21 protein-coding genes are annotated in these 23,795 nt (G+C 34.3%); 15 read left to right on the forward strand and 6 right to left on the reverse strand.

The window, feature by feature from the left end; all coding sequences use genetic code 11:
• The 4 genes from AMQ68_RS23885 to AMQ68_RS23900 all read left to right on the forward strand — a co-directional run bounded on the left by AMQ68_RS23885 (nucleotide 1) and on the right by AMQ68_RS23900 (nucleotide 3,013).
• Nucleotides 1–1,011, forward strand: a complete 1,011-nt coding sequence (locus AMQ68_RS23885) for a hypothetical protein (protein WP_054513117.1) — start codon at nucleotides 1–3, stop codon at nucleotides 1,009–1,011.
• 1 nt (nucleotide 1,012) lies between these two features.
• Nucleotides 1,013–2,026: a hypothetical protein gene (locus AMQ68_RS23890; protein ID WP_082384293.1), complete on the forward strand. Its 1,014-nt coding sequence runs from the start codon at nucleotides 1,013–1,015 to the stop codon at nucleotides 2,024–2,026.
• Nucleotides 2,027–2,108: 82 nt separating this feature from the next.
• Nucleotides 2,109–2,642 (forward strand): hypothetical protein, encoded by a 534-nt coding sequence (locus AMQ68_RS23895; protein WP_123905779.1) that lies wholly within the window; start codon nucleotides 2,109–2,111, stop codon nucleotides 2,640–2,642.
• Between the two features lie 86 nt (nucleotides 2,643–2,728).
• Nucleotides 2,729–3,013, forward strand: coding sequence for a hypothetical protein (locus tag AMQ68_RS23900; protein WP_054513120.1), 285 nt, complete (start codon nucleotides 2,729–2,731; stop codon nucleotides 3,011–3,013).
• A gap of 194 nt (nucleotides 3,014–3,207) precedes the next feature.
• On the opposite strand, the gene AMQ68_RS23905 is transcribed toward AMQ68_RS23900, so the two are convergent.
• The 3 genes from AMQ68_RS23905 to AMQ68_RS25015 form a co-directional block, all read right to left on the reverse strand.
• Nucleotides 3,208–4,998, reverse strand: a complete 1,791-nt coding sequence (locus AMQ68_RS23905; RefSeq protein WP_054513121.1) for an endonuclease — start codon at nucleotides 4,996–4,998, stop codon at nucleotides 3,208–3,210.
• A gap of 419 nt (nucleotides 4,999–5,417) precedes the next feature.
• A complete protein-coding gene (locus AMQ68_RS23910) occupies nucleotides 5,418–5,945 on the reverse strand; it encodes a DUF4136 domain-containing protein (protein WP_054513265.1) in 528 nt (175 codons plus the stop codon).
• Between the two features lies 1 nt (nucleotide 5,946).
• The gene (locus AMQ68_RS25015; RefSeq protein ID WP_082384278.1) at nucleotides 5,947–6,129 is read right to left on the reverse strand and encodes a DUF5522 domain-containing protein; all 183 of its coding nucleotides are present in this window, start codon (nucleotides 6,127–6,129) and stop codon (nucleotides 5,947–5,949) included.
• Nucleotides 6,130–6,169: 40 nt separating this feature from the next.
• On the opposite strand from AMQ68_RS25015, the gene AMQ68_RS25755 reads away from it, so the two are divergent.
• From AMQ68_RS25755 to AMQ68_RS23950, 8 genes are all read left to right on the forward strand, one after another.
• Nucleotides 6,170–6,496 (forward strand): hypothetical protein, encoded by a 327-nt coding sequence (locus tag AMQ68_RS25755; protein WP_054513122.1) that lies wholly within the window; start codon nucleotides 6,170–6,172, stop codon nucleotides 6,494–6,496.
• 294 nt (nucleotides 6,497–6,790) lie between these two features.
• On the forward strand, nucleotides 6,791–7,699 hold the full coding sequence (locus AMQ68_RS23920) for a 1-aminocyclopropane-1-carboxylate deaminase/D-cysteine desulfhydrase (protein WP_054513123.1): 909 nt from the start codon (nucleotides 6,791–6,793) through the stop codon (nucleotides 7,697–7,699).
• A gap of 16 nt (nucleotides 7,700–7,715) precedes the next feature.
• Nucleotides 7,716–8,771 carry a glucosaminidase domain-containing protein gene (locus tag AMQ68_RS23925; RefSeq protein WP_054513124.1) on the forward strand — a complete coding sequence of 352 codons (1,056 nt, stop codon included), beginning with the start codon at nucleotides 7,716–7,718 and terminating at the stop codon, nucleotides 8,769–8,771.
• A 15-nt stretch (nucleotides 8,772–8,786) separates the two neighbouring features.
• Nucleotides 8,787–9,755 (forward strand): hypothetical protein, encoded by a 969-nt coding sequence (locus AMQ68_RS23930; RefSeq protein ID WP_123905780.1) that lies wholly within the window; start codon nucleotides 8,787–8,789, stop codon nucleotides 9,753–9,755.
• Between the two features lie 22 nt (nucleotides 9,756–9,777).
• Nucleotides 9,778–11,061 carry a glutamate-1-semialdehyde 2,1-aminomutase gene (gene hemL, locus AMQ68_RS23935; protein WP_054513126.1) on the forward strand — a complete coding sequence of 428 codons (1,284 nt, stop codon included), beginning with the start codon at nucleotides 9,778–9,780 and terminating at the stop codon, nucleotides 11,059–11,061.
• 398 nt (nucleotides 11,062–11,459) lie between these two features.
• Nucleotides 11,460–12,788, forward strand: a complete 1,329-nt coding sequence (locus AMQ68_RS23940; RefSeq protein ID WP_054513127.1) for an amidohydrolase — start codon at nucleotides 11,460–11,462, stop codon at nucleotides 12,786–12,788.
• A 144-nt stretch (nucleotides 12,789–12,932) separates the two neighbouring features.
• Nucleotides 12,933–13,778 carry an AraC family transcriptional regulator gene (locus AMQ68_RS23945; RefSeq protein WP_054513128.1) on the forward strand — a complete coding sequence of 282 codons (846 nt, stop codon included), beginning with the start codon at nucleotides 12,933–12,935 and terminating at the stop codon, nucleotides 13,776–13,778.
• Between the two features lie 78 nt (nucleotides 13,779–13,856).
• On the forward strand, nucleotides 13,857–15,095 hold the full coding sequence (locus AMQ68_RS23950; RefSeq protein ID WP_054513129.1) for an amidohydrolase: 1,239 nt from the start codon (nucleotides 13,857–13,859) through the stop codon (nucleotides 15,093–15,095).
• Between the two features lie 128 nt (nucleotides 15,096–15,223).
• On the opposite strand, the gene AMQ68_RS23955 is transcribed toward AMQ68_RS23950, so the two are convergent.
• The 3 genes from AMQ68_RS23955 to AMQ68_RS23965 all read right to left on the reverse strand — a co-directional run bounded on the left by AMQ68_RS23955 (nucleotide 15,224) and on the right by AMQ68_RS23965 (nucleotide 20,954).
• Nucleotides 15,224–16,381, reverse strand: coding sequence for a hypothetical protein (locus AMQ68_RS23955; protein WP_054513130.1), 1,158 nt, complete (start codon nucleotides 16,379–16,381; stop codon nucleotides 15,224–15,226).
• A gap of 310 nt (nucleotides 16,382–16,691) precedes the next feature.
• The gene (locus AMQ68_RS23960) at nucleotides 16,692–18,119 is read right to left on the reverse strand and encodes a hypothetical protein (RefSeq protein ID WP_054513131.1); all 1,428 of its coding nucleotides are present in this window, start codon (nucleotides 18,117–18,119) and stop codon (nucleotides 16,692–16,694) included.
• 42 nt (nucleotides 18,120–18,161) lie between these two features.
• Complete coding sequence (locus AMQ68_RS23965) at nucleotides 18,162–20,954, reverse strand: TonB-dependent receptor (RefSeq protein ID WP_054513132.1); 2,793 nt, start codon at nucleotides 20,952–20,954, stop codon at nucleotides 18,162–18,164.
• Between the two features lie 192 nt (nucleotides 20,955–21,146).
• Between AMQ68_RS23965 and AMQ68_RS23970 the strand changes: the two genes are divergently transcribed.
• The 3 genes from AMQ68_RS23970 (at nucleotide 21,147) to AMQ68_RS23980 (ending at nucleotide 23,629) form a co-directional block, all read left to right on the forward strand.
• A complete protein-coding gene (locus tag AMQ68_RS23970) occupies nucleotides 21,147–21,827 on the forward strand; it encodes a response regulator transcription factor (RefSeq protein WP_054513133.1) in 681 nt (226 codons plus the stop codon).
• A gap of 44 nt (nucleotides 21,828–21,871) precedes the next feature.
• On the forward strand, nucleotides 21,872–22,903 hold the full coding sequence (locus tag AMQ68_RS23975) for a cell wall metabolism sensor histidine kinase WalK (protein ID WP_054513134.1): 1,032 nt from the start codon (nucleotides 21,872–21,874) through the stop codon (nucleotides 22,901–22,903).
• Nucleotides 22,904–23,035: 132 nt separating this feature from the next.
• The gene (locus AMQ68_RS23980) at nucleotides 23,036–23,629 is read left to right on the forward strand and encodes a hypothetical protein (protein WP_054513135.1); all 594 of its coding nucleotides are present in this window, start codon (nucleotides 23,036–23,038) and stop codon (nucleotides 23,627–23,629) included.
• Nucleotides 23,630–23,795: the final 166 nt, after the last annotated feature.

Genomic DNA, 23,795 nt, shown 5'->3' on the forward strand with positions numbered 1-23,795 from the left:
ATGAATATTTATAGAAAATATCTACACTCTATTTTATTGGGAACAAGTCTTATGGCTTGTTCTCAAAAAGAAAATGGGGTCAATCAAAATTCAACGATAACCGCAGACAATATAGCAGATGAGATTTCTAAGCAGGTAAAACATTATCCAATAGAACCAATGTATGTAATATCACATGAAGGAAACTATTGTTATTATGAAATATTCATAGATGATATTCCTGTTTTTAAAAATTTTGATAATATGGTTCCTGAAGGTTTTGATATTAATAAGGTAATCTTTAAAGGTGGAAAGCATACCCTAAAATATAAGCTTTATCCTTTTGGAAATAAAAATAAATATAAACAAGACTATCCTACATTAACAGATGAAACGAGCCTTAATCTAAAATTAGGCTCATATGATCTAAAGAATGAAGATTCGTCGGATAAAACGTTGATGGAATATAGTTTACCCACCACAAAAAATGAAGTAACAAAAGAGTATATAAAACAGAAGTTTATAGGAACAGGAAAAACATTTTACGAAGGAAGTATAGATATTAATGTTACGGTTCCTTACCAAACACAATCTGCATTCGAAAATGCACAGGATCTGAGAAAAATGGATAAAAAGGAACTTGAAGCAAAACTCCTTAAAAAATATAAAGAAGTTTCATCAATCTATGAGAATAAAGATCAGGATAATATTGCAAAGCTGGAGTACAATACATTAAAAGATTTATATGTTTCTAATTATGACAATAAAGAAACAATCAGTAAAAATATCAATATACTTTTCAAAGAGATCTATAACAATCCTACTTTTAAAATGCAGCCTATAGAGAAATATAAGCTAGAATTTTTTGCAAATGGAAAACTAGTAGCTTTAATGATGGATACTACGGATAATAATTTGCGTGGAAACACAGCACTTTGGGCAAAAGCAAACTATGATGGAGGAACAAGGGGAATATTCTTAAACCGATATTTTTATATTCCTGAGGGTAAAAGTGAGTTTATGGCATATTAAAATGAATATTTATACAAAATACCTACAATCTATTTTATTGGGAATAAGTCTTATGGCTTGTTCTCAAACAGAAAATAAGGTCAATCAAAATTCAACGATAACTGCAGACAATATAGCAGATGAAATTTCGAAACAAGTGAAGCATTATCCTTCGGAGAAAATATACACTCTTGGTTACTCCAATGATAAGTGCTATTTTGAGATGTTTGTAGACGGAATTAAACTGACAAAAGCATTTAACAAAGCGCTGGGTAATACTGCTGTAGAAATTAATCATGTTCTTTTCAAAAGTGGAAAACATACAATTTCCTATAAAATGTATCCTTTGGGAAAATCTAAAGAATATGATGAGGTTTTTAATATGCTTGTAGAAGATACAGATCTTGAGTTTGATTTAAAATCTTATGATCTTAAAAATGAAAAAGCACCGGATACAGATTACATAACCTATTCTCTTCCTAAAAAGAAACAGGAAATTGCCAAAGGATATACGAAAGAAAAATTTGTTGGAGCAGGAAAAACATTTTATGAAGGGAGTTTTGATGTGACTATTGATGTTCCTTATAATTCTGAGTCACCATTTAAAAATGCACAGGATCTGCGTAAAATGAATAAGAACGAACTGGAAACTAAATTATTAAAGAAATATAAGGAAGTTTGGAATATATATCAAAATAAAGAATATGACAATATTGCAAAGCTGGAATATAATTCCTTAAAAGATCTATATGTTTCTACTTACGAGAGTAAAGAAGTGATTAATAAAAATATTAATATCCTTTTTAAAGAGATGTATAAAAGTTCTAGCTTTAAAATGCAACCCATAGAAAAATATAAAATAGAATTTTTCGCAGACGGAAAACTGGCTGCTTTAATGTTGGATACAGATGATAACCGATTACGTGGAAACACAGCACTTTGGGCAAAAGTAAACTATGATGGAGGAACAAGAGGAATATTCTTAAACCGATATTTCTATATCCCTGAGGGGAAAAATGAGTTTATGGCATATTAATATGAGTAAGTATAGAAAATGTTTGCAATTTATATTACTGGGAATAAGTTTAATAGCTTGTTCTCAAAGTAAAAATGAAATTATGCAAAACTCCAATATTAATGCAAATAATATAGTAGAAGAGATTACAAAACAGATTAAACATTATCCTTCCGAAAAACAATATACTTTTACCTATAACAATCACATGTGCTATTTTGAGATTTTAGTAAATGATATGCCATCATTTAAAGAATATGACGAAGCTCAAACAGGATCTGCATTTCTAATAAATGATGTTATTTTTAAAAGTGGAAAACAGAAGGTTACCTATAAAGTCTATCCTGCAAGTTCGGAAGTACTTCCTGATAATACAGATTTGAAATTGACATTAAGTTCTTATGATCAGAAAAATAAAAGTGCAGATGATGTCACTTATATGGAATACAGCATTCCAAAAAATGAAAAAAAGGTAACAGAGAATTATTCCAACTATACATTTTCGGGAGCAGGAAAAACATTTTATGAAGGCAGCTTTGATATTAATGTAGAAGTTCCATATGCTAATCAAGCACCATTTGAGAAAGCACAGGATTTACGTAAAATGAATAAGAAAGAACTTGAAATAAAATTGTAAAAGAATATAACAAGGTCCGCAGTATTTATCAGAGTAAAGACAAAGATCAGGTTGCCCGCCTTTTATTTGATAAATTAAAAAATCAGATGGTGGCAGAGTATGCTTCGCCAGAAAAAGTAAAAGCAGCTTGGAATGAAGCAGGAGAAATAGTATTCAATAGCGATATCGAAATACTTCCTATTGAAAAATATCAGATGCGTTTCTTTGCAGATGGTAGATTAGTGGCACTTTATACGGATGGTTCTAATCCAAAAACCAAGGGAGACAATGCTTTAATTTGTAATATGAAGTCTGGCTATGGAAAAGGATTGTTAGAATTGAAACATTTATTTTATATTCCTCAAGGCGAGACAGAGTTTAAGGTGTATTAAAAAGAGTAAAAATAAAGTAAAAAAGACTTCCCTTATTAAAGAGAAGTCTTTTTTTATGGTCATTGCGAGGAGCATAAGCGACGAAGCAATCTCAATACAATCACCCATTTGTCATTTCGGAGGAATCTAAACTTAGCTATTAAATATGATTGCTGAGATTCTTTCAGAAAGATAAAGTTAGATTTTCTGAATTCTTACTGTACCACAAATTTCAAGGGAGTATGATCCAGTTTTAAAATGTAAATCCCCTGTTCTAAGTTTTTAATTTTAAGCGAATTTCTACTATTTTTAAAAGGTTGGTAGATGGTCTGCATCACTTTTCCCTGTAGGTTATAAATCTCTGCTTTTTGGATGTTTTGAGTCTCTCCTTTTATAAATATTTCCAGGTTAGAAACCGGATTGGGATAAATCTGTAAATCTTTAGCCTCAGCTTTATCTAAAGAAGAAACGTTCTGTTTTGAGGCGCCTGAATAACAGGTCCAGTTCAAATTGTCAATAGCGACTCTGTTGCTGGATGTTGTGTTTTCTAATGTTACAATCACATTTCCTGTGACATTAATGTTATTGATGGTCGTTGTTGCAGCCGTTGCACTGTAAGGAACTGTTCCTACCGTTGTTCCATTTACTTTTACATTAAAAGTTCCATTGCTTCCTGAAAACTTCAGTTGGGTAGTCACCGTTAATGATCCAATCCCATTAGCTGAGCTGCTTGAAGTTAATGAACCGTCTCTTACCGTAATGGCTTTATTAGAAATTGTTTGGTCTGTTCTTGCATCGGTTGCGGTCCAGTTTATTCCTCCATTCGTCCATGTTCTTGTTGAGTACGATGCACTGCTTGCAGGGATGGTTTCAAAAGTTTCATTCACACAATTTGTTGATGGAGTAGATGTTCCTGCATTGGTTGTTCCCGAAACGGTTGAACTGTTTGTTGAAGAATTTCCTGCTGCATCTTTTGCGACAACATAGAAATTATAAGTCGTAGAAGGATTTAATCCTGCAATGGTTGTTGAGGTTGAGCTTACCGTAGTATTCAAGCTTCCATTCATATAAACAGCATAGGAAGAAACACCAACATTATCGGTTGAAGCATTCCATGAAAGAGAAATACTGTTAGATGTTTTTGAGGTAATTGTTAAGCCTGTAACCGTTGTCGGAGCTTGTGTATCTGTAGTCGATTGTTGAGAACCCCAAATCTGGTTAACATAATTTGGATTATCAATAAACGGATTTCTATTTCCCTGATAAGCATAAGAAGCATTATTTCTGTTAATTTCGGCCTGAGAAACAGGATCCTGATTATGCCAAGCAAGTAACACATTCAACTCCCAAGTCTGAAGCCCTGGAAATGCAGTGCTTCCTAACATATTTCCTGAAGAAAAAGTTGATAATTTACTTTGATAACGGGTTACAAAATACAAAATCATACGGGCCACATCCCCTTTAAACTCATTAATGGGCTCAAAAACAACTCCTGAATATCCTGAAGAAACAGAGCTTCCAAGCTTAGACCCATTTTTAGAGGTAAACGTAGCTGTTCCTACTTTCCCGTAAGGATAATTAGATCTCATTCCATTTACTTTTCCGTCGGTAGCTCTGATGAAGTTGATGTCAGAAACCATTGGTGAAGCTTGATTAAATAAACTTTGAGGAATGACGTGCTCACGGTTGTAGCAATTTCCTTCCACAGAATACGTTCCACACTGATTGGTCCCTGGAGTATATTTATAAGGGTCTGGTCCGTTAGGAATTTCAGAATAAATATCTAAAATGGAACCGTCATTTTCATAATTTTTATCGATGTCGGTTGTTTTATAAGCAGTCCAAAGTCCGTTATAGCCTTTATCCTGATGACCGTTGGTAATAATAGAGCTTAATGCCGTTTTTAAAGGGGCTCCGGTAAGTCCGTTTGCTGCGTTGTAGTATCCTGCAGGAGCCTGAGCGTTGGCAAAGCCTGCCCCTACAAGAAATAAGATAATTTTTTTCATATTGATAATTTACAGTAAGATTACTATATTTTTTTGAATGAAAAATTACATTACTGTTAAATTTAATAGGCATTGCATTTTAGTTAACCATAATATTGTAAAAATTATATTGATCAATTATAAAGTCTGCTTATACTGATTAAAAAATTAAACTACAAAAGACACAAAAGTTTAAATACTTAAGTCATTTTAAGTTAAAAGTTAACAAGTACACTTTAGTTTTTTTTTGAAAATATTTACCTATTGAGCGGAGTCGAAATATTCTTCTTATGTGAGCTTTACTATTTTCTACCGATTCAATTTTTAAAACTTAAGTACTTTAAAGTGATTAAATAAAAACTTTGAAAAAGTTCACATAATGAAAAAAAGCCAACACAAAAATTGGGCTGGCTCTATTAATATAATTGATTAAAATTTTCTTATTTTCTTTGTGGAGGATAGTTTTTCATAATATCCGCCATGATTGCAGGGATTTGTCTTTGTTTAGCTTTAGGTGAATCTACAGAAATTCCACTTCCGATACCTTGCCAAACCAATTTGTTGGATTTAGCATCTACAAGATCCACGATAATAGCCCCTTCATTATAGTTGCTTGTCCATGTTCTGCTCATGCCGACACCCCAACCGAAAGGCCCGCCCCAACCATACATTCCGTAAGGAGAGGTATTATTAATATCTGTTACTTTCTTGTGATTGGCTTTTACATTCACGATCAAATCAGGATTTTCTCCCGATTGAAGACCTTTGCTTTGCAGTTGCTTAGACAACTCATTCAAAACTCTGTCTTTATCAATATCATTCAACTTCAGGTCATCAATTCTTATTTTATACGTTTTATAAGAAGTGAAGTTTGCAGTATCAGCATAGTCTGAACGTACTTGGAAAGGACTACAAGACGTTAAACCCAAAGTAGCCGCAGCTAACAAAATAAAAATATATTTTTTCATTTTATTTAATTTTTTTATCGTTTTTAATGAATGTATCGGTCTTTTTATCGTAGCCATATGGGCAGTGCCTACAGCCACTTTTACAGCAATGTCCCCTTTTTAGGTGAAATTTTTCTGTGAAAACCTTATACCCTTGTTCGTTGTAGTAAAAGTCTTCACCCTCTTTGATGTCGAAAAGTGCCATAAGTTAAATCGCTAAGTCAAAAAACTTTATATTTGTTATCATGATAATTATTTGCCAAAAGCCATTAAAAAAACTAAAGATCAATGGCATCGCTCTTTTTCCTTTTATCTTCATTAGGAGACCCGAAGATAAGGAAAATAAAATACTTATCAATCACGAAAAAATTCATTTAAAACAGCAATTGGAAATGCTGATTATTTTCTTCTATATTTTTTACGTCATCGAATATTATTACTGGTTTTTTAAACTAAAAAATAGCCACCAGGCATACATGAGAATTTCATTTGAACGAGAAGCATATGCCAACGAAAGCAATTTAAATTATCTCCAAAAAAGAAAATTCTGGAGCTTTAGAAAGTATCTGTAGGTAGAGTTATTTTTAAATTTCATTTCTAATGTTTCAACGGCAGTAAACTGACATAGGAAAATGGAGCGTTAAGAAAATTAATTCTTTGAACGTTAAGAAAATTCTACTGTTTGAAGGCGAGACAAATATCGAATCAAAGGATAAATTTTGAATTCGCGCAAGTTTTAGAATTTTTAGAGAATAGAAATGATTTTTAGCGGAAGTTTCCAAGTCTTGAATTTTTGGTTCTTTTGTTTCAAGACAAAACGAACAAAAAATAGTAATTTTGTTCAAAATAAATATCATTTAAAAAGAATGCTATTACAAGTTCCAACAGAAAAAATCCCTATTCAGGAAATCCTTATTCATAAAAACGTAAAACTTTTCATTAAAAGAGAAGATCTCGTTCATCCTCAAATTTCAGGGAATAAATACTGGAAGCTTTTTTACAATATCAATCATTATGTAACCCAAAATCCAGAAAAGCCTTATATCATAACTTTTGGCGGAGCATTTTCAAATCATATTTCTGCCGTTTCTGCCGTAGGAAAATTAGCAGGAATTCCAACATTAGGAATGATCAGAGGAGAAGAATTACAGAATAAATGGCGGGATAATCCAACCTTAGTTTTCGCAAAAAGGAACGGAATGAATTTAAAATTCATCACCCGCGAACAATATCGAAACAAAGAAAAATTATCAGAATTTTTACAGGAAGAATTTCCTGATGCTTTGATCGTTCCTGAAGGAGGAACCAATGAAGATGCCGTACAGGGCGTAAAAATGATGTTAAATAACGAAACAAAAGATTTTGATTATCTTTGCACCGCAGTTGGAACCGGAGGTACAATTGCTGGGATTTCTAAATTTTGTGAAGATAATCAGAAAGTTATAGGTTTTAAGGTAGTTGACGATTCTTCTTTAGAAAATAAAATTTTTGAATTAACTTTAAAAAGAAATTTTGATCTAATAGATTCAAGTTTTGGAGGTTATGGTAAAATAAAAGATGAAAACATCCGTTTTATCAATGATTTCAAAGAGAAATATGGGATTCCATTAGAGCCGATATATACGGGAAAGATGATGCAGAAAGTTTTTGAACTGATTGATGAAGGGGAGTTTCCTGAGAATAGTAAGATCTTGTGCTTTCACACAGGTGGATTACAAGGAATTGAAGGAGCAAATTTGCTTTTAGAAAAACAGAATAGAAATTTAATTATATAAAGTAAAATTGAAAAACATGAAAAGACTTTTCTTACTAATAAGCCTTTTAGTTTTATCAAAATTCTCGGCTCAAACTTGGGCTACTGAAGACCAATACATCCAAAAATTCGCTCAATATGCAGTGGAAGAAATGGAGAAGTATAAAATACCTGCTTCTATTACCCTTGCTCAGGGACTTCTTGAGACTGGTGGTGGACAAAGCAGATTGGCTTTGGAAGGGAAAAATCACTTCGGAATAAAGTGCAAAGAAGATTGGTCGGGTAAAACCATGAAACATACTGATGATGCTCCCAATGAGTGTTTCCGTGTGTATGAAGATCCCAGACAATCGTACGAAGACCATTCTATATTTTTAGCAACAAGAAAATATTATACAGGTCTTTTCAATTTAGATATGAAAGATTACAAAGCGTGGGCAAATGGTCTTAAAAAGGCTGGGTATGCAACAAATCCTCGTTATGCATCTATCTTAATCGGAAAAATTGAAAGATATAAACTGTATGAATTCGACAATACAAGTTCTAAAGAAGTATTGTATGCAGTCCTTAGAATGTATCCTGATTTGAAGGATGACAGAAGCTTTATGGCGAGATTAGAACCTGGTAAAATGGTAAAGAAAGCGGCTCCTGTTACAGTAAATGTTCCTTATAAGCAGACTTCTTTCGCTCAGCAGGAAAAAAGAGTGGAAAGAATCAAAACAAAAGCTGAAATCCTTAATTCTATTCTCATTAAAAGTCATCCTAATGACGGCTTGAAATATATCGTTATTCCTGAAGATACCAATGTTCAATTCATTGCCAATAAATTTAAAGTAAGCGAAAGCAGACTTACCAAATGGAATGAATTGGAGAGCGATGTTTTAAAGAAGAATGACATCGTATTCCTTGAATCTAAAAATTCTGATGGAAATACAGCCACGTATAAAGTGACTCCCGGTGAAGATATGCATGACATTGCCCAAAAATTCGGAATCAAATTACATAAACTATATGCTAAAAACAGGATGGATGAAGGTCAACAGCCATCACCAGGACAGTTAATGTATCTGATAGATAAAAAACCTAGAAACTAATATACTACCCCAACCATGAAGACTTTAAATGTGAATTTTAAATATCTAGGGATATTTTTATTATTCATATCGTGCAACGTATTTTCACAAGAACAAAAGTACATTCCCTTTAGAAGAGGGAATTTATGGGGATTGTGTGAAGCAAATAAATTCATTGCGGTACAGCCACAATATTACAGCATAAGTTGGTATGACGAATCGGTAGGCGGATTCCATGCCGAGCAGAATGGAAAGTTTGGTATAATAGATAGCAATGCAACGATTATAATGCCTTTCATTTCTGATAAACCGATCATTGTAAATGGTGAAAATTATCTCGTTTTCGAAGGTCTTGACTATTATAATTATTCCATAAAAACAAGGATGAGGCTTGACAAATATATTGAGCCTGAAAGGTATCCTATCAATGATCGCGGGTGGGGAAGAGGTACTGATATCGGAGAGCCAAAAGAGATCAAATTAACTTGGAATGATCTGGATGATGAAGATTTAAGCATGATAAAACCTTTTGAGGATGAAGAAAATTATCAGATCAATTTTAAAGCTGATTTACTTGAGATCGTATCTAAAGACTCACATGTAGGAATTTACATTCCTAAAATCAAAAAAATGTATTTAAGTACACCAGATATAGCATATGTCGGATGGAAGTTTTATAATGGGAAACCTTATATTGTTTCAACCAATTCAACCAATTTATTTGGATTGGTTGACGAAAATTCTAATCAGGTTTATCCGATTAAATATGCTTCAATAAATCTAATGGATGGTTCTGGATTAGTTGTTGTTTCTGAACCTGATCAAAATGATCCAAATAACTTACTATATCAAACTATTTTCCCAAACAATAAAGTACTGGAAGGTCAATTTTTTCCGCAAGGAAATGTGTGGAGAAATGGATCTGCATTTAGGCTATATTATAAAATAGTAAATGGTTTGAGAAACTATGCAGGAGAAGATGGAACCCCTTATTTTGAAGGGTAAAATAATAAAGAAAAAATAGAAAATGAAGTATCAAAGAAGTTCAGCTTTATTCGATGAAGCTTACAAATACATTCCGGGAGGAGTAAATTCTCCTGTTCGTGCATTCAAATCTGTGGGTGGCGTTCCAGTTTTCATGAAATCTGCAAAAGGGGCTTACCTTACAGATGTTGATGACAATACCTATATCGATTACATTAATTCTTGGGGCCCGGCTATTTTAGGGCACACTCATCCAGAAGTGTTGGAAGAATTAAAAATTCAGGCAGAGAAAGGTTTCTCTTTCGGTGCACCGACAGAATTGGAAACTGAGATTGCAAAATTCATCGTAGAGAATGTTCCCAATATTGATCAGATCAGAATGGTTTCTTCAGGAACAGAAGCTTGTATGAGCGCAGTAAGATTGGCAAGAGGTTTTACGGGAAGAGATAAAATTGTAAAATTTGAAGGATGTTATCATGGGCATTCAGATTCATTTTTGATCAAAGCGGGAAGTGGTGCTGCTACTTTTGGAAACCCAAATTCTCCGGGAGTGACAGAAGGTACTGCAAAAGATACTTTGTTGGCAAGATATAATGATTTTGAGCAGGTTCAAGATCTTTTCCGTCATAATCAAGGGCAGATTGCAGCCGTAATTATTGAGCCTGTTGCCGGAAATATGGGGTGCGTACTTCCTGAAAATAATTTCCTTCAAAACTTAAGAAAGATCTGTGATGAGAACGGAGCTTTATTGATTTTTGATGAAGTAATGACGGGTTTCAGATTGGCTTTTGGAGGTGCTCAGGAACTGTATAATGTGAAAGCAGACTTGGTAACGTATGGAAAAGTAATCGGAGGTGGACTTCCGGTTGGTGCTTTTGCAGGAAGAAACGAAATTATGGATCATTTAGCTCCAAAAGGTGGTGTTTATCAAGCTGGAACATTAAGTGGAAATCCTTTGGCAATGAGAGCGGGTTTAAAAACGCTTCAATTGATTAAAAGTGATGAAAATTTCTTCACTAATCTTAATAAAACAACAGAAACCTTAGATTTTGAAATTGGCAAAATTTTAAATGAAAAAGGAATTGCTCATAAGATCAATAGAAAAGGTTCGATGATGTCTGTTTTCTTCCATATCAATAGAGTTTCTAATTTTGATGAAGCACAGGAAGCAAATCATGCCTTATTCAATAACTTTTTCCATCAAATGTTGACAAATGGAATTTATCTTCCACCAAGTGGATATGAAACGTATTTCATCAGTGATGCGATCAAGGATAAAGAAATTGACATGACCTTGGAAGCAGTTAGAAAATTCGAATATTCTTAGACTAAGAAGATAAAATATATAAAGGATGAGGTATAGAGCTTCATCCTTTTTTGTTTTGATTAAAACACAAATTGCACTAATATTTTACACAAATAAAGCACAATCATCTGTGTAAATCCGTGAAATCTGCGGGAGATAAAAAAGAGAATCTACAAAATTTGAAATGCTTCGACTCTGCTCCTGCCTGACAGTGAATAACCTTACGGATAGTATTAGCGCTGTCAGGCTGAGCGGAGTCGAAGCCTTTGCCATAATTATAAAGATTACCTTTGAACTCAATGAACTAAAGTCCGTTCCTATTGATAAAATTGAGATTCAATAAATCATACAAACAATACAATAAACGATACACGTTCAGCAGCTCAGTTCTTATTAATTTTGTAATAAATAGATTGGAAATGAAGACTTCAAACATATCTCGTAAAGATTTTCTTAAAAACTCAGCATTGGCGATGGCCGGATTAACTTTAATACCCAACATGATAATGGCAAATTCAATTTTTGATACTGCAACGGTTTCTGCAAAAGGAAAATTAAGCTTAAAAAATGTTCGTCTTGAAACTGGTTTTGAATACGAAGAAGGTGAAGTAATCTCCACAAAAACCGATTTATTTTATATCGAAATTGAGAATGGGAAAATTTCAAAAATAACGCCCAACCAGCCGAATGCAAAAGCTGTTGATGCAAAAGGATTTCTAATGTTACCTGCATTTAAAGACATGCATATTCACTTGGATAAAACGTTTTATGGAGACAAATGGCAAGCGGTGCGAAAAAGAACAGGCGGAGTAAAGGGAATGATTGCTTTAGAGCAGAAAATCCTTCCTGAAATGTTAAAAAACTCAACTTTCAAAGCGGAGAAAATGATTGAGTTGTTGCAGTCAAAAGGAACGTCTTTCGCAAGAAGCCATGTGAATATTGAGCCGACTTCAAAATTAGATTCATTAAAAAATCTACAGAAAGCATTAGATCACAAAAAGAAAACTTTCGGAGCAGAATTGGTGGCTTTTCCGCAGCATGGTGTTTTTTATACAGATTCAGTTCCGTATTTGAAAGAAGCAGCGAAAATGGATATCGATTTTATTGGTGGAGTAGATCCTTTTACGATTGACGGAGCGATTGAGAAAACAATTGACTTTACAGTTCAGTTGGCTTTAGATAATAAAAAAGGAATTGATATTCACTTGCATGAAAGCGGAGAATCTGGTTTAAAAACCGTTGAATATTTAATTGATAAAGTGAATGAAAATCCTTCATTAAAAGGAAAAACATATCTGAGTCATTGTTTCGTTTTAGGAAAATTAGAAAAGCCAAAGCAGGAAGAGATTGCAGAAAAACTAGCTAACGCAAAAATCGGAATTGTATCTACGATTCCTTTTGGAAGCTTAATTATGCCGATTCCTACTTTATACAAATATAATGTTGAGGTTTTAACAGGAAACGACAGCATCGTTGATCATTGGAATACTTTCGGAACGGGAAGTGTTTTACAAAAAGCCAATCTAATGGCGCAATTATACGGCCAGTCCACTGAATTTTTATTATCAAGAAGTTTGAAATTAGCTACAGGAAATGTTCTTCCATTAGATAATAAAGGAGTTCAGCAATGGCCAAAAGTTGGTGACAATGCAGATTTGAGTTTCCTTAATGCAAGCTGTTCGGCGGAAGCTGTTTCAAGAATTTCAAATGTTGAATCGTTGATTCATCAGGGAAATGTTGTGTTTTAATTTTTTAAAAGTTTTTCGGGATCGGGAGCCTTGTCAAGGCTTATAGTGTTTTAGCCTATTAAAATTACAGTAATAGTTAAAATCTTACCCTGGGTGTAGATCGGAGATTAATTTTATTATATTTTTGAGAAAAAATTACACACAATGAGCCATCAATCAGATCATTTTCCCATTTTAGGGATTCAGGCATTCAGTGAACATCGATCGAAGGGTTGTAATTTGCTGTTTAATGAATTGTATGGGGAGCGCTCTATTGATGAACCTCACAAGCATGATTTTTTTATCATTAACCTTTTTAAATGTGGAAAAGGCTCTCACACAATCGATTTTGTGGAATATCAGGTTGAAGATCATCAAATTCATTTGGTATTTCCGGATCAGGTTCATCAATGGGTGATCGAAAAAGAAACAATCGGCTATCAATTAATGATCACACGAGATTGGTTTGAAAGTTTTCTTCCTGCATTGAGATTTTCTGCTTCTTATTATAAGAATCATCCGGTTATCAATCTTTCGAAAGATATTTTTCCAACTTTTTTATATGAATTTCAGGCAATTCAAAAAGAATTAAATGAAGAAAATGTATTCTGGGAACTGATTCAGAAACGAAGTGAATTGATTGGTTTATTGGTCAGTAAATCGGTGGAAGGAGCTTTTAAAGATTTTGAAGTGTATCATTCGAATCCTATTATTTCTAAATTTTTAAACTTAATTGATATTCATTTTAAAACGGAGCGTTCGGTTTCTTTCTATGCTGAAAAATTGAATATTTCTGCCAATTATTTAAATATTGTCTGTAAGAAAAGCCTTAACACATCGGCTTCTTCTCTTATTCAGGACAGAATTTTACTGGAAGCAAAACGATTATTAAAAGTTTCTGAAATGTCTGTTAAAGATATTGTTTATGATCTCGGTTTCTATGATCATGCCAGTTTTTCAAAGTTTTTTAAAGCACAAACCGGAATGACGCCTTCTCAGTTCAAAGAATAATTGATACAAAACAAGACATAATTGATACTCCTGTTTAAGATTTGGCAGTCGTAATTTTGTAGGATTAAACTTGGGATCATGCAATTACAAAATCAACCGCTTGCGAAAGGACATTATACTTTAAAAAATGTTCGTTTGGAAACGGGTTTCGAATACGATAATGAAGAGGTTGTTATAACAAAAACAGAGCTGTTCTGTGTTGAAATTAAAGAAGGAAAAATAAAATCAATTAAACCTAACGATGCACATTCTGATGCTGTTGATGCAAAAGGAAAACTGATGCTTCCTGCCTTCAGAGATATGCATGTTCATTTAGATAAAACATGGTACGGACTGCCGTGGCAAACACTTTCGCCAAAAAAGAAAACGGTGAAAGATATGATTTCTTACGAACAGGAAATTATTCCTGAACTCTTGAAAACCTCAGTAGAAAGAGCTGAACAGTTAATTGATTTGCTACAAAGCTACGGAACCCATTATGTGAGAACGCATTTTAATATTGATCCTACTTCGGGTTTACAATCATTAGAGAATCTGGAGAAAGCTTTAGACAATAAAAAAGCTTCTTTCGGTGCCGAGTTGGTTGCTTTTCCTCAACATGGCTTATACTATACGGATTCTATTCCTCTGATGAAAGAGGTCACCAAATTACCGCATGTGGGTTTTATTGGTGGACTAGATCCTTTAAGTATCGACGGAAGTATTGAAAAAGTACTTGATTTTACGGTGCAATTAGCCTTAGACCATAATAAAGGAATTGATATTCATTTGCATGAAGTAGGAGAGTCTGGGATGAAAACCATTAATTATTTAATTGATAAAGCGATTGAAAATCCTCAACTTCAAGGGAAAACGTTCGTAAGTCACGCTTTTGCATTAGCTCATCTTTCACCAAAAGAAGCACAGGAAATTGCTGAAAAGTTGGCGGCTTCTAAAGTGGGGATTGCTTCATCCGTTCCATTCACCGGAAAAGTAATGCCGATTCCTATATTGAAAAAAAATGGAGTAGAAGTTTTAATCGGAAATGATAACGTTCAGGATTACTGGAGTACTTTCGGATCCGGAAATATGCTTCAGAAGGCTAATTTAATTGCCGAATTATATGGATACGCAACGGAGTTTCAACTTTCAAGAACACTGCAGTTTGCTACCCAAAATATTCTTCCGTTAGATGATAAAGGAAATCAGCAATGGCCAAAAGCTGGAGATAAAGCAAATATTGTCTTGGTAGATGCGAGCTGTTCCGCAGAAGCGGTTTCTAGAATGTCTGGTGTTGAAGCTCTAATGAATGAAGGTAATTTATTCTGGAAGAAATAAGATAATCTGAAGTCTAACTTCTGAAATCTAAATCATAATATTTTTTAATACTTGTTTTTATAAATGAAATCCCTGAGAAAGTAACTTTCCCAGGGATTTTTTATGGTATCTCAACAGATATTTACTTTTTATAATCCTGACCATCCGGTGGCCCATGTTGGAACTAGAATTCCATTTCCAGCACCTACTGCATCTGCTTTTTCTGTGTAAGTAGTATCTACGATGGGTACGTTTGCCCCAGCGGTAGATTTCAGAGAAACTTTCGTTGCGGTAGTGTTAAATAGAACGTTCGTAATCTTTTTATGTCCATTGAATTTTGCTACTGTAGAATCACTTTCAATATTAACTCCTGTAGTCCAGTTGGATGTTACTGCATTATCAATGGTTGCATACGTTCCTGATTTCAATTTTATAGCATTGGATTCTCCGGTAGTAGCTCCAAGAAAAGTAACATTCTTGATAATAGGATTAGATCTTGGCGAAGCGTCTGGGTTGCTTGTATTATTTGTTCCTTTAATTCCTGTATTTCCTATACCGTCGGCTTTTCTTTTGGTATAGATACCTGTTGCGGTTCCGTTCCAGCCGTCTGTCCATTCGAAAGCATCATCCAGATTGTTTATCGATACAATATTAGATAGGTTTACTGTTCCTCCATACAGGTGAATACCATCATTAGCACTGTTTACCAAAGATACGTTACCTATTGTAGTTCCGCTACCCACGCCGAATAAAGACAGTCCGTTGAATTTTGTGGTTCCTGTATAGACTGCCCCTGTATTTTCAATTCTTACAAATGATAAAGACCCTGAATTATCAGCACTTACTGTACCACCATAGGTAGAATTGCCTAATTCTGAAGTTCCTGAAGTTCCAGTGTTGATGGGTGCCTTACCGCAGATCACCAATCCTCCCCAGCTTCCGGAAGTGGTAGAAGAAGCAGACAATAATACGGGAGATCCGGAAGTTCCGTTAGCATATATTTGCCCACCTTGCTCTACGATGATAAAAGAAGTGGTAAGAGTTGCTATAATTCTGGTTCCGGCAGGAATTACCAATTTTCCTCCATCTTTTATGTTAACAGCTCCTGTAAGTTTATATACTTTGGTAGGATCTAATGTTACTATTTGTCCGTTCGTAATATCACCTTTGAAATTAGTGGGATCAACAGCGATTCCTACGGGAGTGATGGTGGGAGTAGAATCATCATCTTTGCTACAAGAATAAATGGTAAATGTAGTACCTATGAATAAAGCTGCAGCAATTAATTTTAAGTGATTCTTTTTCATATATTTTTTGATTTAATTCTGATTTAATTTTTATCTGCTTTGTGAATATATAAAACTCAAAAACATAGATATTATTTTAAGTGAAATATATATTCTACAATTACGAGGTCCAAATTACCACTTTTCTATTTATTTTCCCAATTCAAATGTACCGTTGTTGTAAATTTTTATTCTTGTTAGGGGGTAAAATGTTCATGTAATTTATATAAAAAGAAACAGCCTCAGAAAATTACTTTCTAAGGCTGTTTTGATTTGATAAAAAAAACTAATTACTAATTATGGTAATAGCGACTCAAAGTCACTTAATATATTATAAATTATAGTTTGTCCAACCTGCATACCAAGTATCGTTAGCATCTTTAACAGCTCCTCTGTACGTTACTGCAGTAAACCATCCAGTTAATTTAGGGTGAGTAAATACACCCCCTGTTAATAAAGGAGATCCTGCAGCAGGAGAGAAGTTTGGTGTAGTACCAGCCGGCGCCCAAGCATTTGTAAATTTAGCATCAGCTGTGTAAGCCAACGTAGTGTTTCCTCCTGTATTGTACCAGTTGGTAAGATCTGCGAATGTAAAAGCGGTAGGAGTTGATGTAGATGCCCCGAATTTTAAAGGCGTTACATTTCCTGCTAATATGTTATTCTGGAATACCAAACGTGAAGCACCAATATTGTTATCTGTAGGAGTACCTTTTGTTGCATCAATGAATAAACCAACCGGGAACCCAGTGAATACAGAGTTAAATACTGAGATTGTTGAGTTTCTTCTGATCTGTAAAGCATTTTGGAACAAAGAGTTGATATTACCAACGTTTGTATTTGTAGCCGAAGTAGAATTAACAGGCCCAATGATCGTCATATTAGAGAATGTAGCTCCGGTTTGTGGTGTTAAAGGAGAACCGTTAGCATCATTATCAGATTCAAATGCATTAGAACCTGAAACGTCTGCAATCTGAGAATCTCTTACCGCAATACCGAACTGAATTTTTCCTGAGAAACCATTGTCTGTATCAAAATCATCATCAAGACCTTTGTAAGCAATAAGGTGAGAACAGTTTACCGTTCCTCCGAACCATTCAAAACTATCATCATTTGCGTACGCTACCTCTACGTAATCTACCGTAGTACCATTACCTACACCTCCGAATGTAATTCCGTTGATCTCTTTATCCGGTAAAAATGCATATCCTGCATATTCTACTCTTACATATTTTAAAATTCCACTGTTATCAGCAGCATTTGTTCCTCCGTAAAGACCTAAACCTTCTGTGTTGTTGATTCCTCCTTCAATCTCTCCAATTCCTGCTTGTCCGTTGAAAGATGCGTTCGTAGGAGCAGCTCCTAAGATTACCAAACCTGCCCAGTCTCCTCTTTTAGGACTTGGCTTTTCTGAAGTGAAAATAATTGGGTTTGCAGCAGTACCTTCTGCCATTATTTTACTTCCTTTTGTAATAATTAAAGATCCGTTTTTATCAGCTTCACCAACAATTTTTGTACCTGGCTCGATGGTTAATGTAGCACCGTTTGTTACATATACTAATCCTCTTAGCTTATACGTATTATTCGCTTTAAGGGTAAGGTTTGATGTTATTTTTCCTGAAAGAATTAGGTTGTCAGTACTTCCGTTTCCTGAATTTCCGTTCTGAACAATTGTCTGCCCATCTTCTTCTATATTTCTACATGCGGTAATAGTTGTTGCTACAGTACCAAGCATTAAAGAGTATAAAACAAATTTTTTCATGTTATAAAGAGTTATTTTTTATTAGATATTGATTGATTTAAATTAGAAGCTATAGCCAAGAGTTAAACTGATATTTGTTCCTGTTACTCTGTCGATAGCAAGTGCATCAGCACTGTCGTATTTTTTATTATCGTTTAGATCGTGATAAAATCTTGCGTGACGGTTTAAGATATCTGAAATGTTAAGCTTGATTTCTCCTTTGTTCTGCCAGATCTTTTTTGCAACCTGAAAATCAAGAAGAGGTCTTGGTGCTTCCCAAATTGGTGGAACCTGATCATTTCCTACATAAAGGATTCTTCTTCCAATCATATTGAAAAGAATGGTTGAGGTCCAACCTGTTTTTTCAGTATCATACTGAAGACTTACATTAACAGTGTAAGGAGATTGTCCTTGCATTGGTCGGTCTACCTTCGTTGCTTCGTCAGTTACTTTGTTTTTGATTAAAGCAAAGTTTCCACCTAGCGTAAAGTTTTTAAGAACACTGAAGAAATCTAGTTTTTTTCTGAATTCAAGTTCCGCTCCGTAAGCATCAGCTTTGTCTACGTTTAGATAGTTGAAGGTATTACTTGTTCCTACACCAGATTGGTTAAAGTATAATTCAATCGGATTTTTAAAGTTTTTATAGAAACCTGCAACGGAAAGAATCTCTCCATTTCTTGGGTACCATTCCCAACGCACGTCGGCATTGGTAATTTTCGTTCTCTGAATATATTTGTTACCGATAACGGTAGCTCCTAAATCAAAATCATAATAAGCAAGTGGAGAAACTTCTCTAAACTCTGGTCTTACGACAGTTTGTGAACCGGCAACACGTAAATTCATGTTGTTCGTCAGTTTAAATGTCATGTTTAAAGCAGGTAAAAAGTCAGTAACACGAGTGTTTACAAAACGATCATCACTTCTTTTTGTGCTTCCCACTAACTGATCAAAGTTTTCAACTCTTAATCCCCATACCGCTCTGAACCACGGCGTAAAGTTATTATCCATCTGTAAATAACCTGCGTTTAGAATCGTATTGGCGATATATCTGTATTGGTTTCCTGCAATTTCGTCGAAAGTGAATTTACCACCTCCTGTTCCAAAATTATCCGGACTAAAGATTGTTTCGAAAGGCTGAGAAAGCAATTGTTGGTTATATCCTTCCAACTTTACAGAGAAAGGTCTTGAGTTATACACTCTGTCTTTTACCTGAAACAAATATCCTCCTTTGATGGTTTGTTTTTGGCCAAACATTTCAAAGTTTTTAGATAAATCTCCGCCTGCATTGTATAAATAATCGCTAAGCGTAGAGTAGAATACACTTCCTGATTTTTGTGAAAGACCATTTGAAATCAAAGCCAAATATGGACTTCCGTTTATATCAGGATATTGGTTGTACTGAAGACGCTGTAATAATGGAATGTATTGATCTAAAATACCGAAACTTCCGTACCAGTTGAAAGTAATACCACCAAGAACATCCATTTTATGGGTTCCGTTTAGGGTAGAATTATAGAAAGTAGTTTCTTTAAAACCAATTTCTCTGGCCAGAATATTTGTTCCGTTTACAGGATCAAATTCAAAATCTTTCCCTGTTCTGAAAGACATATGATTTACCGTGTTGTTGGTGATAATATTCTTTAGGGAGATTTTGTTGTTGTTATTAAGTTTTAAAGTAAGGTTTAATAAACCTCCTAAAATAACGTCGTTTTGATATTTTTCAGTAAAATAATCAAAGTTCGTATCTGCTAATTGATCATTGATGGTAAAGAAACGGTTTCTGGATTCCGTTCTTCTTTTATTGTTACTGTAGTTAAGAACCGCAATAACGCCTAGATCTTTTCCGAAAATTTTTGTATTGAAACCTCCGTCTAATTGTAAACTTAAATTCTCAGGATATCCTACACTGTTGTATCCTAGGTTTTTTACATAATCTTTCCCGATTCCTGTTTTAGTAGCTTCATCCAAAATAGTGAAAGCATTTTTTGCAGGCATACTTGTTGGAAGTTTTCTGTATCCGTCATCAATTCCTAGAAAATCCCATTTTCCACCTTTTTGCATACGGAACTCTTGTCCCATTGTGATAGAGTTTCCTCCTACACCTACTTGTAGATTAAAAAAGTTTTTATTGGGGATGTCTTTAGTATTTACCTGGATCAATCCACCTGCCCATTCACCACTGTATTCTGGAATGAAAGTTTTATTGATAACAAGCGTTTCGATAACGTTGGCCGGGAAAAGTTCGAAAGAGAAAGTCTTTCTGTCTGGTTCGGTACTGGATAACTGAATACCATTCAACATCGCTTGGTTATAACGGTCAGATAATCCTCTTACTACGATGTATTTTCCTTCAGCTAAACTTACACCGGAAACTCTTTTCAGAACTTCTCCTGTGTTTCTGTCCGGACTTCTTTTAATAGCTTCCACACCAATAACCTGTGAAACGACACCAGAATTTCTTTGTAAACCAATGGTAGAGGCAATGGTCTCTTTTCTTGCATTGGATTTGATAACAACACCTTCAATTTGCTTTTCTTTTGTAGAAGGTTTATCCAAAATGATATCAAGATGAGTGCTTGCTTCATTTTTTACGGTAACCTCACTGATCTCTTTTTTGTTATATCCATTAGAAGTTACGGTGATCACATAATTGGTTCCGGGTGGAAGACTGAGAGAGTAGTTTCCGGAAATGTCAGTGGTTACTTCCTGATCATTTACCTTTACCTTTACGCCTTCAATAGGAGTATTGTCTTTCTCATCCAATATCCTGCCTTCCAGAACATGGCTTTGTGCAAACGCATAGCCAGCAGAAAACAAGGCAAGTAGCATAATGCTCTTGTGGAGTTGTTTTTTCATTTTACTTTATCTTACTATATTCTTTCGGGGCAAAGAAAGAGAAGTTTAGTGCTGTAAATGGTTTACGGAAATTTAATTTTTTCTTAACTAAACATTAACAAATCATTATTATTGTTAACTTTATGTGAACGATAGGTTATTTGTTAATCTATGCTTCAAAAATTGTTAACTTTGACTCAGTAAAAATTAAAAATGAACCAAAAGAAAATACTCTTAATAGACGATGAGTTGGATATTTTAGAGATTCTGTCTTACAACTTAGAAAAGGAAGGCTACGACATTTACACAGCTACCAATGGTAACGAAGGTATTGAGAAAGCCAAACAAATTGTTCCCGATCTTATTTTATTAGATGTAATGATGCCCGAAAAAGACGGTATCGAAACGTGTCAGGAACTTCGTAAGATAAAAGAACTTCAGAAAACACTTATTGTTTTCCTTTCTGCAAGAAGCGAAGAATTTTCACAATTAGCAGGTTTTCAAGCCGGAGCTAATGATTATATTGTGAAATTGATCAAACCGAAAATTCTGATTTCTAAAGTAAATGCTTTATTGCAATTAACGTCTCAAGTTTCTGATAATGCTAAATTAATCGAGATTGGAGATTTGATTATTGATAAAGACAATTTTAGAGTATCAAAAGCCGGACAGCAGTTCTTACTTCCGAAAAAAGAATTTGACCTATTGTATCTTTTAGCTTCAAACACAGAGAAAGTGTTTAAAAGAGAAGAGATCCTGGAGAAAGTTTGGGGAAATGATGTGATTGTTGGAGAAAGAACAATTGATGTTCACATTAGAAGATTAAGAGAAAAACTGGGGATCAATACCATCCAGACTCTAAAAGGCATTGGGTATAAGCTGATCGTTTTATAGCTTAAAAAACCTAACTTTACATAAACCAAAAAACCTTTGTAAAATTGAAATTTTACAGACTTACCCTTGTAGCCTCATGTCTATTGACATTGGTGATGTTTCTTCTAGTGATCATGTTCGATTCACTAAAAGATATCTATTATAAAACTCCTTTCTTTAAAATAGGACTTTTTATATGCCTCATCCTTATTTTTATCATTAATTATTTAGTGTTAGAATTACTGTTTAATTATTATGGTAAAAAGCAGGTTCGTGGGCTTTCACAGCTTTTGCCGCAGGAAATCGTTCATGATAATAACGAAAATATTACCATTAAAGAATTAGGAGAACGGTTTTCTGATCTCAATCAGCAGAAGGTCACAGAGATCGATATGATGAAAGAGATGGAAAGTTATCGTAAAGAATATATTGGGAACGTTTCACATGAGCTTAAAACACCACTATTTTCTATTCAGGGATATGTGGAAACTTTAAGGGATGGTGGGGTAGATAACCTTACCATTCGCGATAAGTATCTGGAAAGAATTGATATTTCGGTAGAAAGGCTCATTGCTATTGTCACAGATTTAGATATGATCAATAGGCTTGAAGCAGGAGAAATTAACCTTAATGTTTCCAGATTTGATGTCAATTTATTGATCAAAGAAATTTTTGATTTGCTCGATCTTGAAGCAGAAAAACATACTACAACATTACAGATTCAGACGCTGCATCCTCAGGTTTTTGTGGATGCCGACAAACAGAAAATATCGCAGGTTTTTATCAATCTGATTTCCAATGCTATTCATTATGCCAATAGACAGGAAGCAAGAGTGGTGGTAAAAACAAGTGTTCTGAAAAATAAAGTTTTGATTGAAGTAATCGACAACGGGATGGGAATAAAATCAGAAGTTTTATCAAGAATCTTCGAAAGATTTTACCGCGTGGAGACCAGCAGAAGCAGACGAGAGGGTGGTTCAGGGTTAGGATTAGCCATTGTAAAACACATTCTTGAGGCTCATAACGAAAACATTACAGTAGAGAGTGTTTATCTTGAAGGCACGAAGTTCAGTTTTATGCTGGAGAAAAGTAAATAGTTTTTGCAAAATGTAAGAAAAAAAAATATTTTAAAAAATCCAGAAATATTTTTTTGTCACATCTCATTTATTATATATTTGCAATAGAGATTTATCATAATAACAAAGGCAAAAAAGTAATTTAAAACTGATATGGTTTACAAAATCCGCGTAATATTAGATGCGAAAGAAGATATTTTCCGTGATATCGAAGTTAAAGGAAAACAGACGCTATGGAATTTACATTTAGGAATTAAAAGTGCGTTCAGTCTTCAGGGCGAAGAACTGTCTACTTTTAATTTATTAGAAGAAGATGGTACGATCGTGAAAAGTGTTCCGTTAGAGGATATGAGCGATGATGGTGATGGGGAGATTATGTCGGATGTATATATTGACGAAGCGTTTGAAACTACAGGTTCTAAGACTCAGTTTCAATATGGTCTTCTTGATCTTTGGGAGTTTTTCTGTGAACTTGTTGAGGTGATTGAAGAAACAAAAGGAGTTAATTATCCAATTACAGTATACAGATTTGGAAACGTTCCGTTGAAAGCACCTAGTAAAAACGGAAGTGGAGGCGCTAAAAAGAAATCGGCAATGCCATTAATGGAAGATGATTTTGCTTTTGAAGACGACTTTGGTGGTGGAAGCAGCTTTGCAGATGAAGATGATGATAACTTCGATGATGATGAAGAAGAAAACTACGATGACGATGTTTTCGATGAAGAAGATGACAGCGACGAAAGATAATTTACAATATACAGCCCTGAATTTTTATTCGGGGCTTTTTTATGAGTAGCTATTTGACTATATCGAACAGCAATTATTTTTTATTTGAAGCTATTTCCCGCTTTCCGCACTCGCTATTTTTTTGTTTCTGCGGCGGCAAAGCCGCCGCAGAAACAAAAAAATGAGC

It is taken from the genome of Chryseobacterium sp. ERMR1:04 (assembly GCF_001297705.1).
Taxonomy (GTDB): domain Bacteria; phylum Bacteroidota; class Bacteroidia; order Flavobacteriales; family Weeksellaceae; genus Chryseobacterium.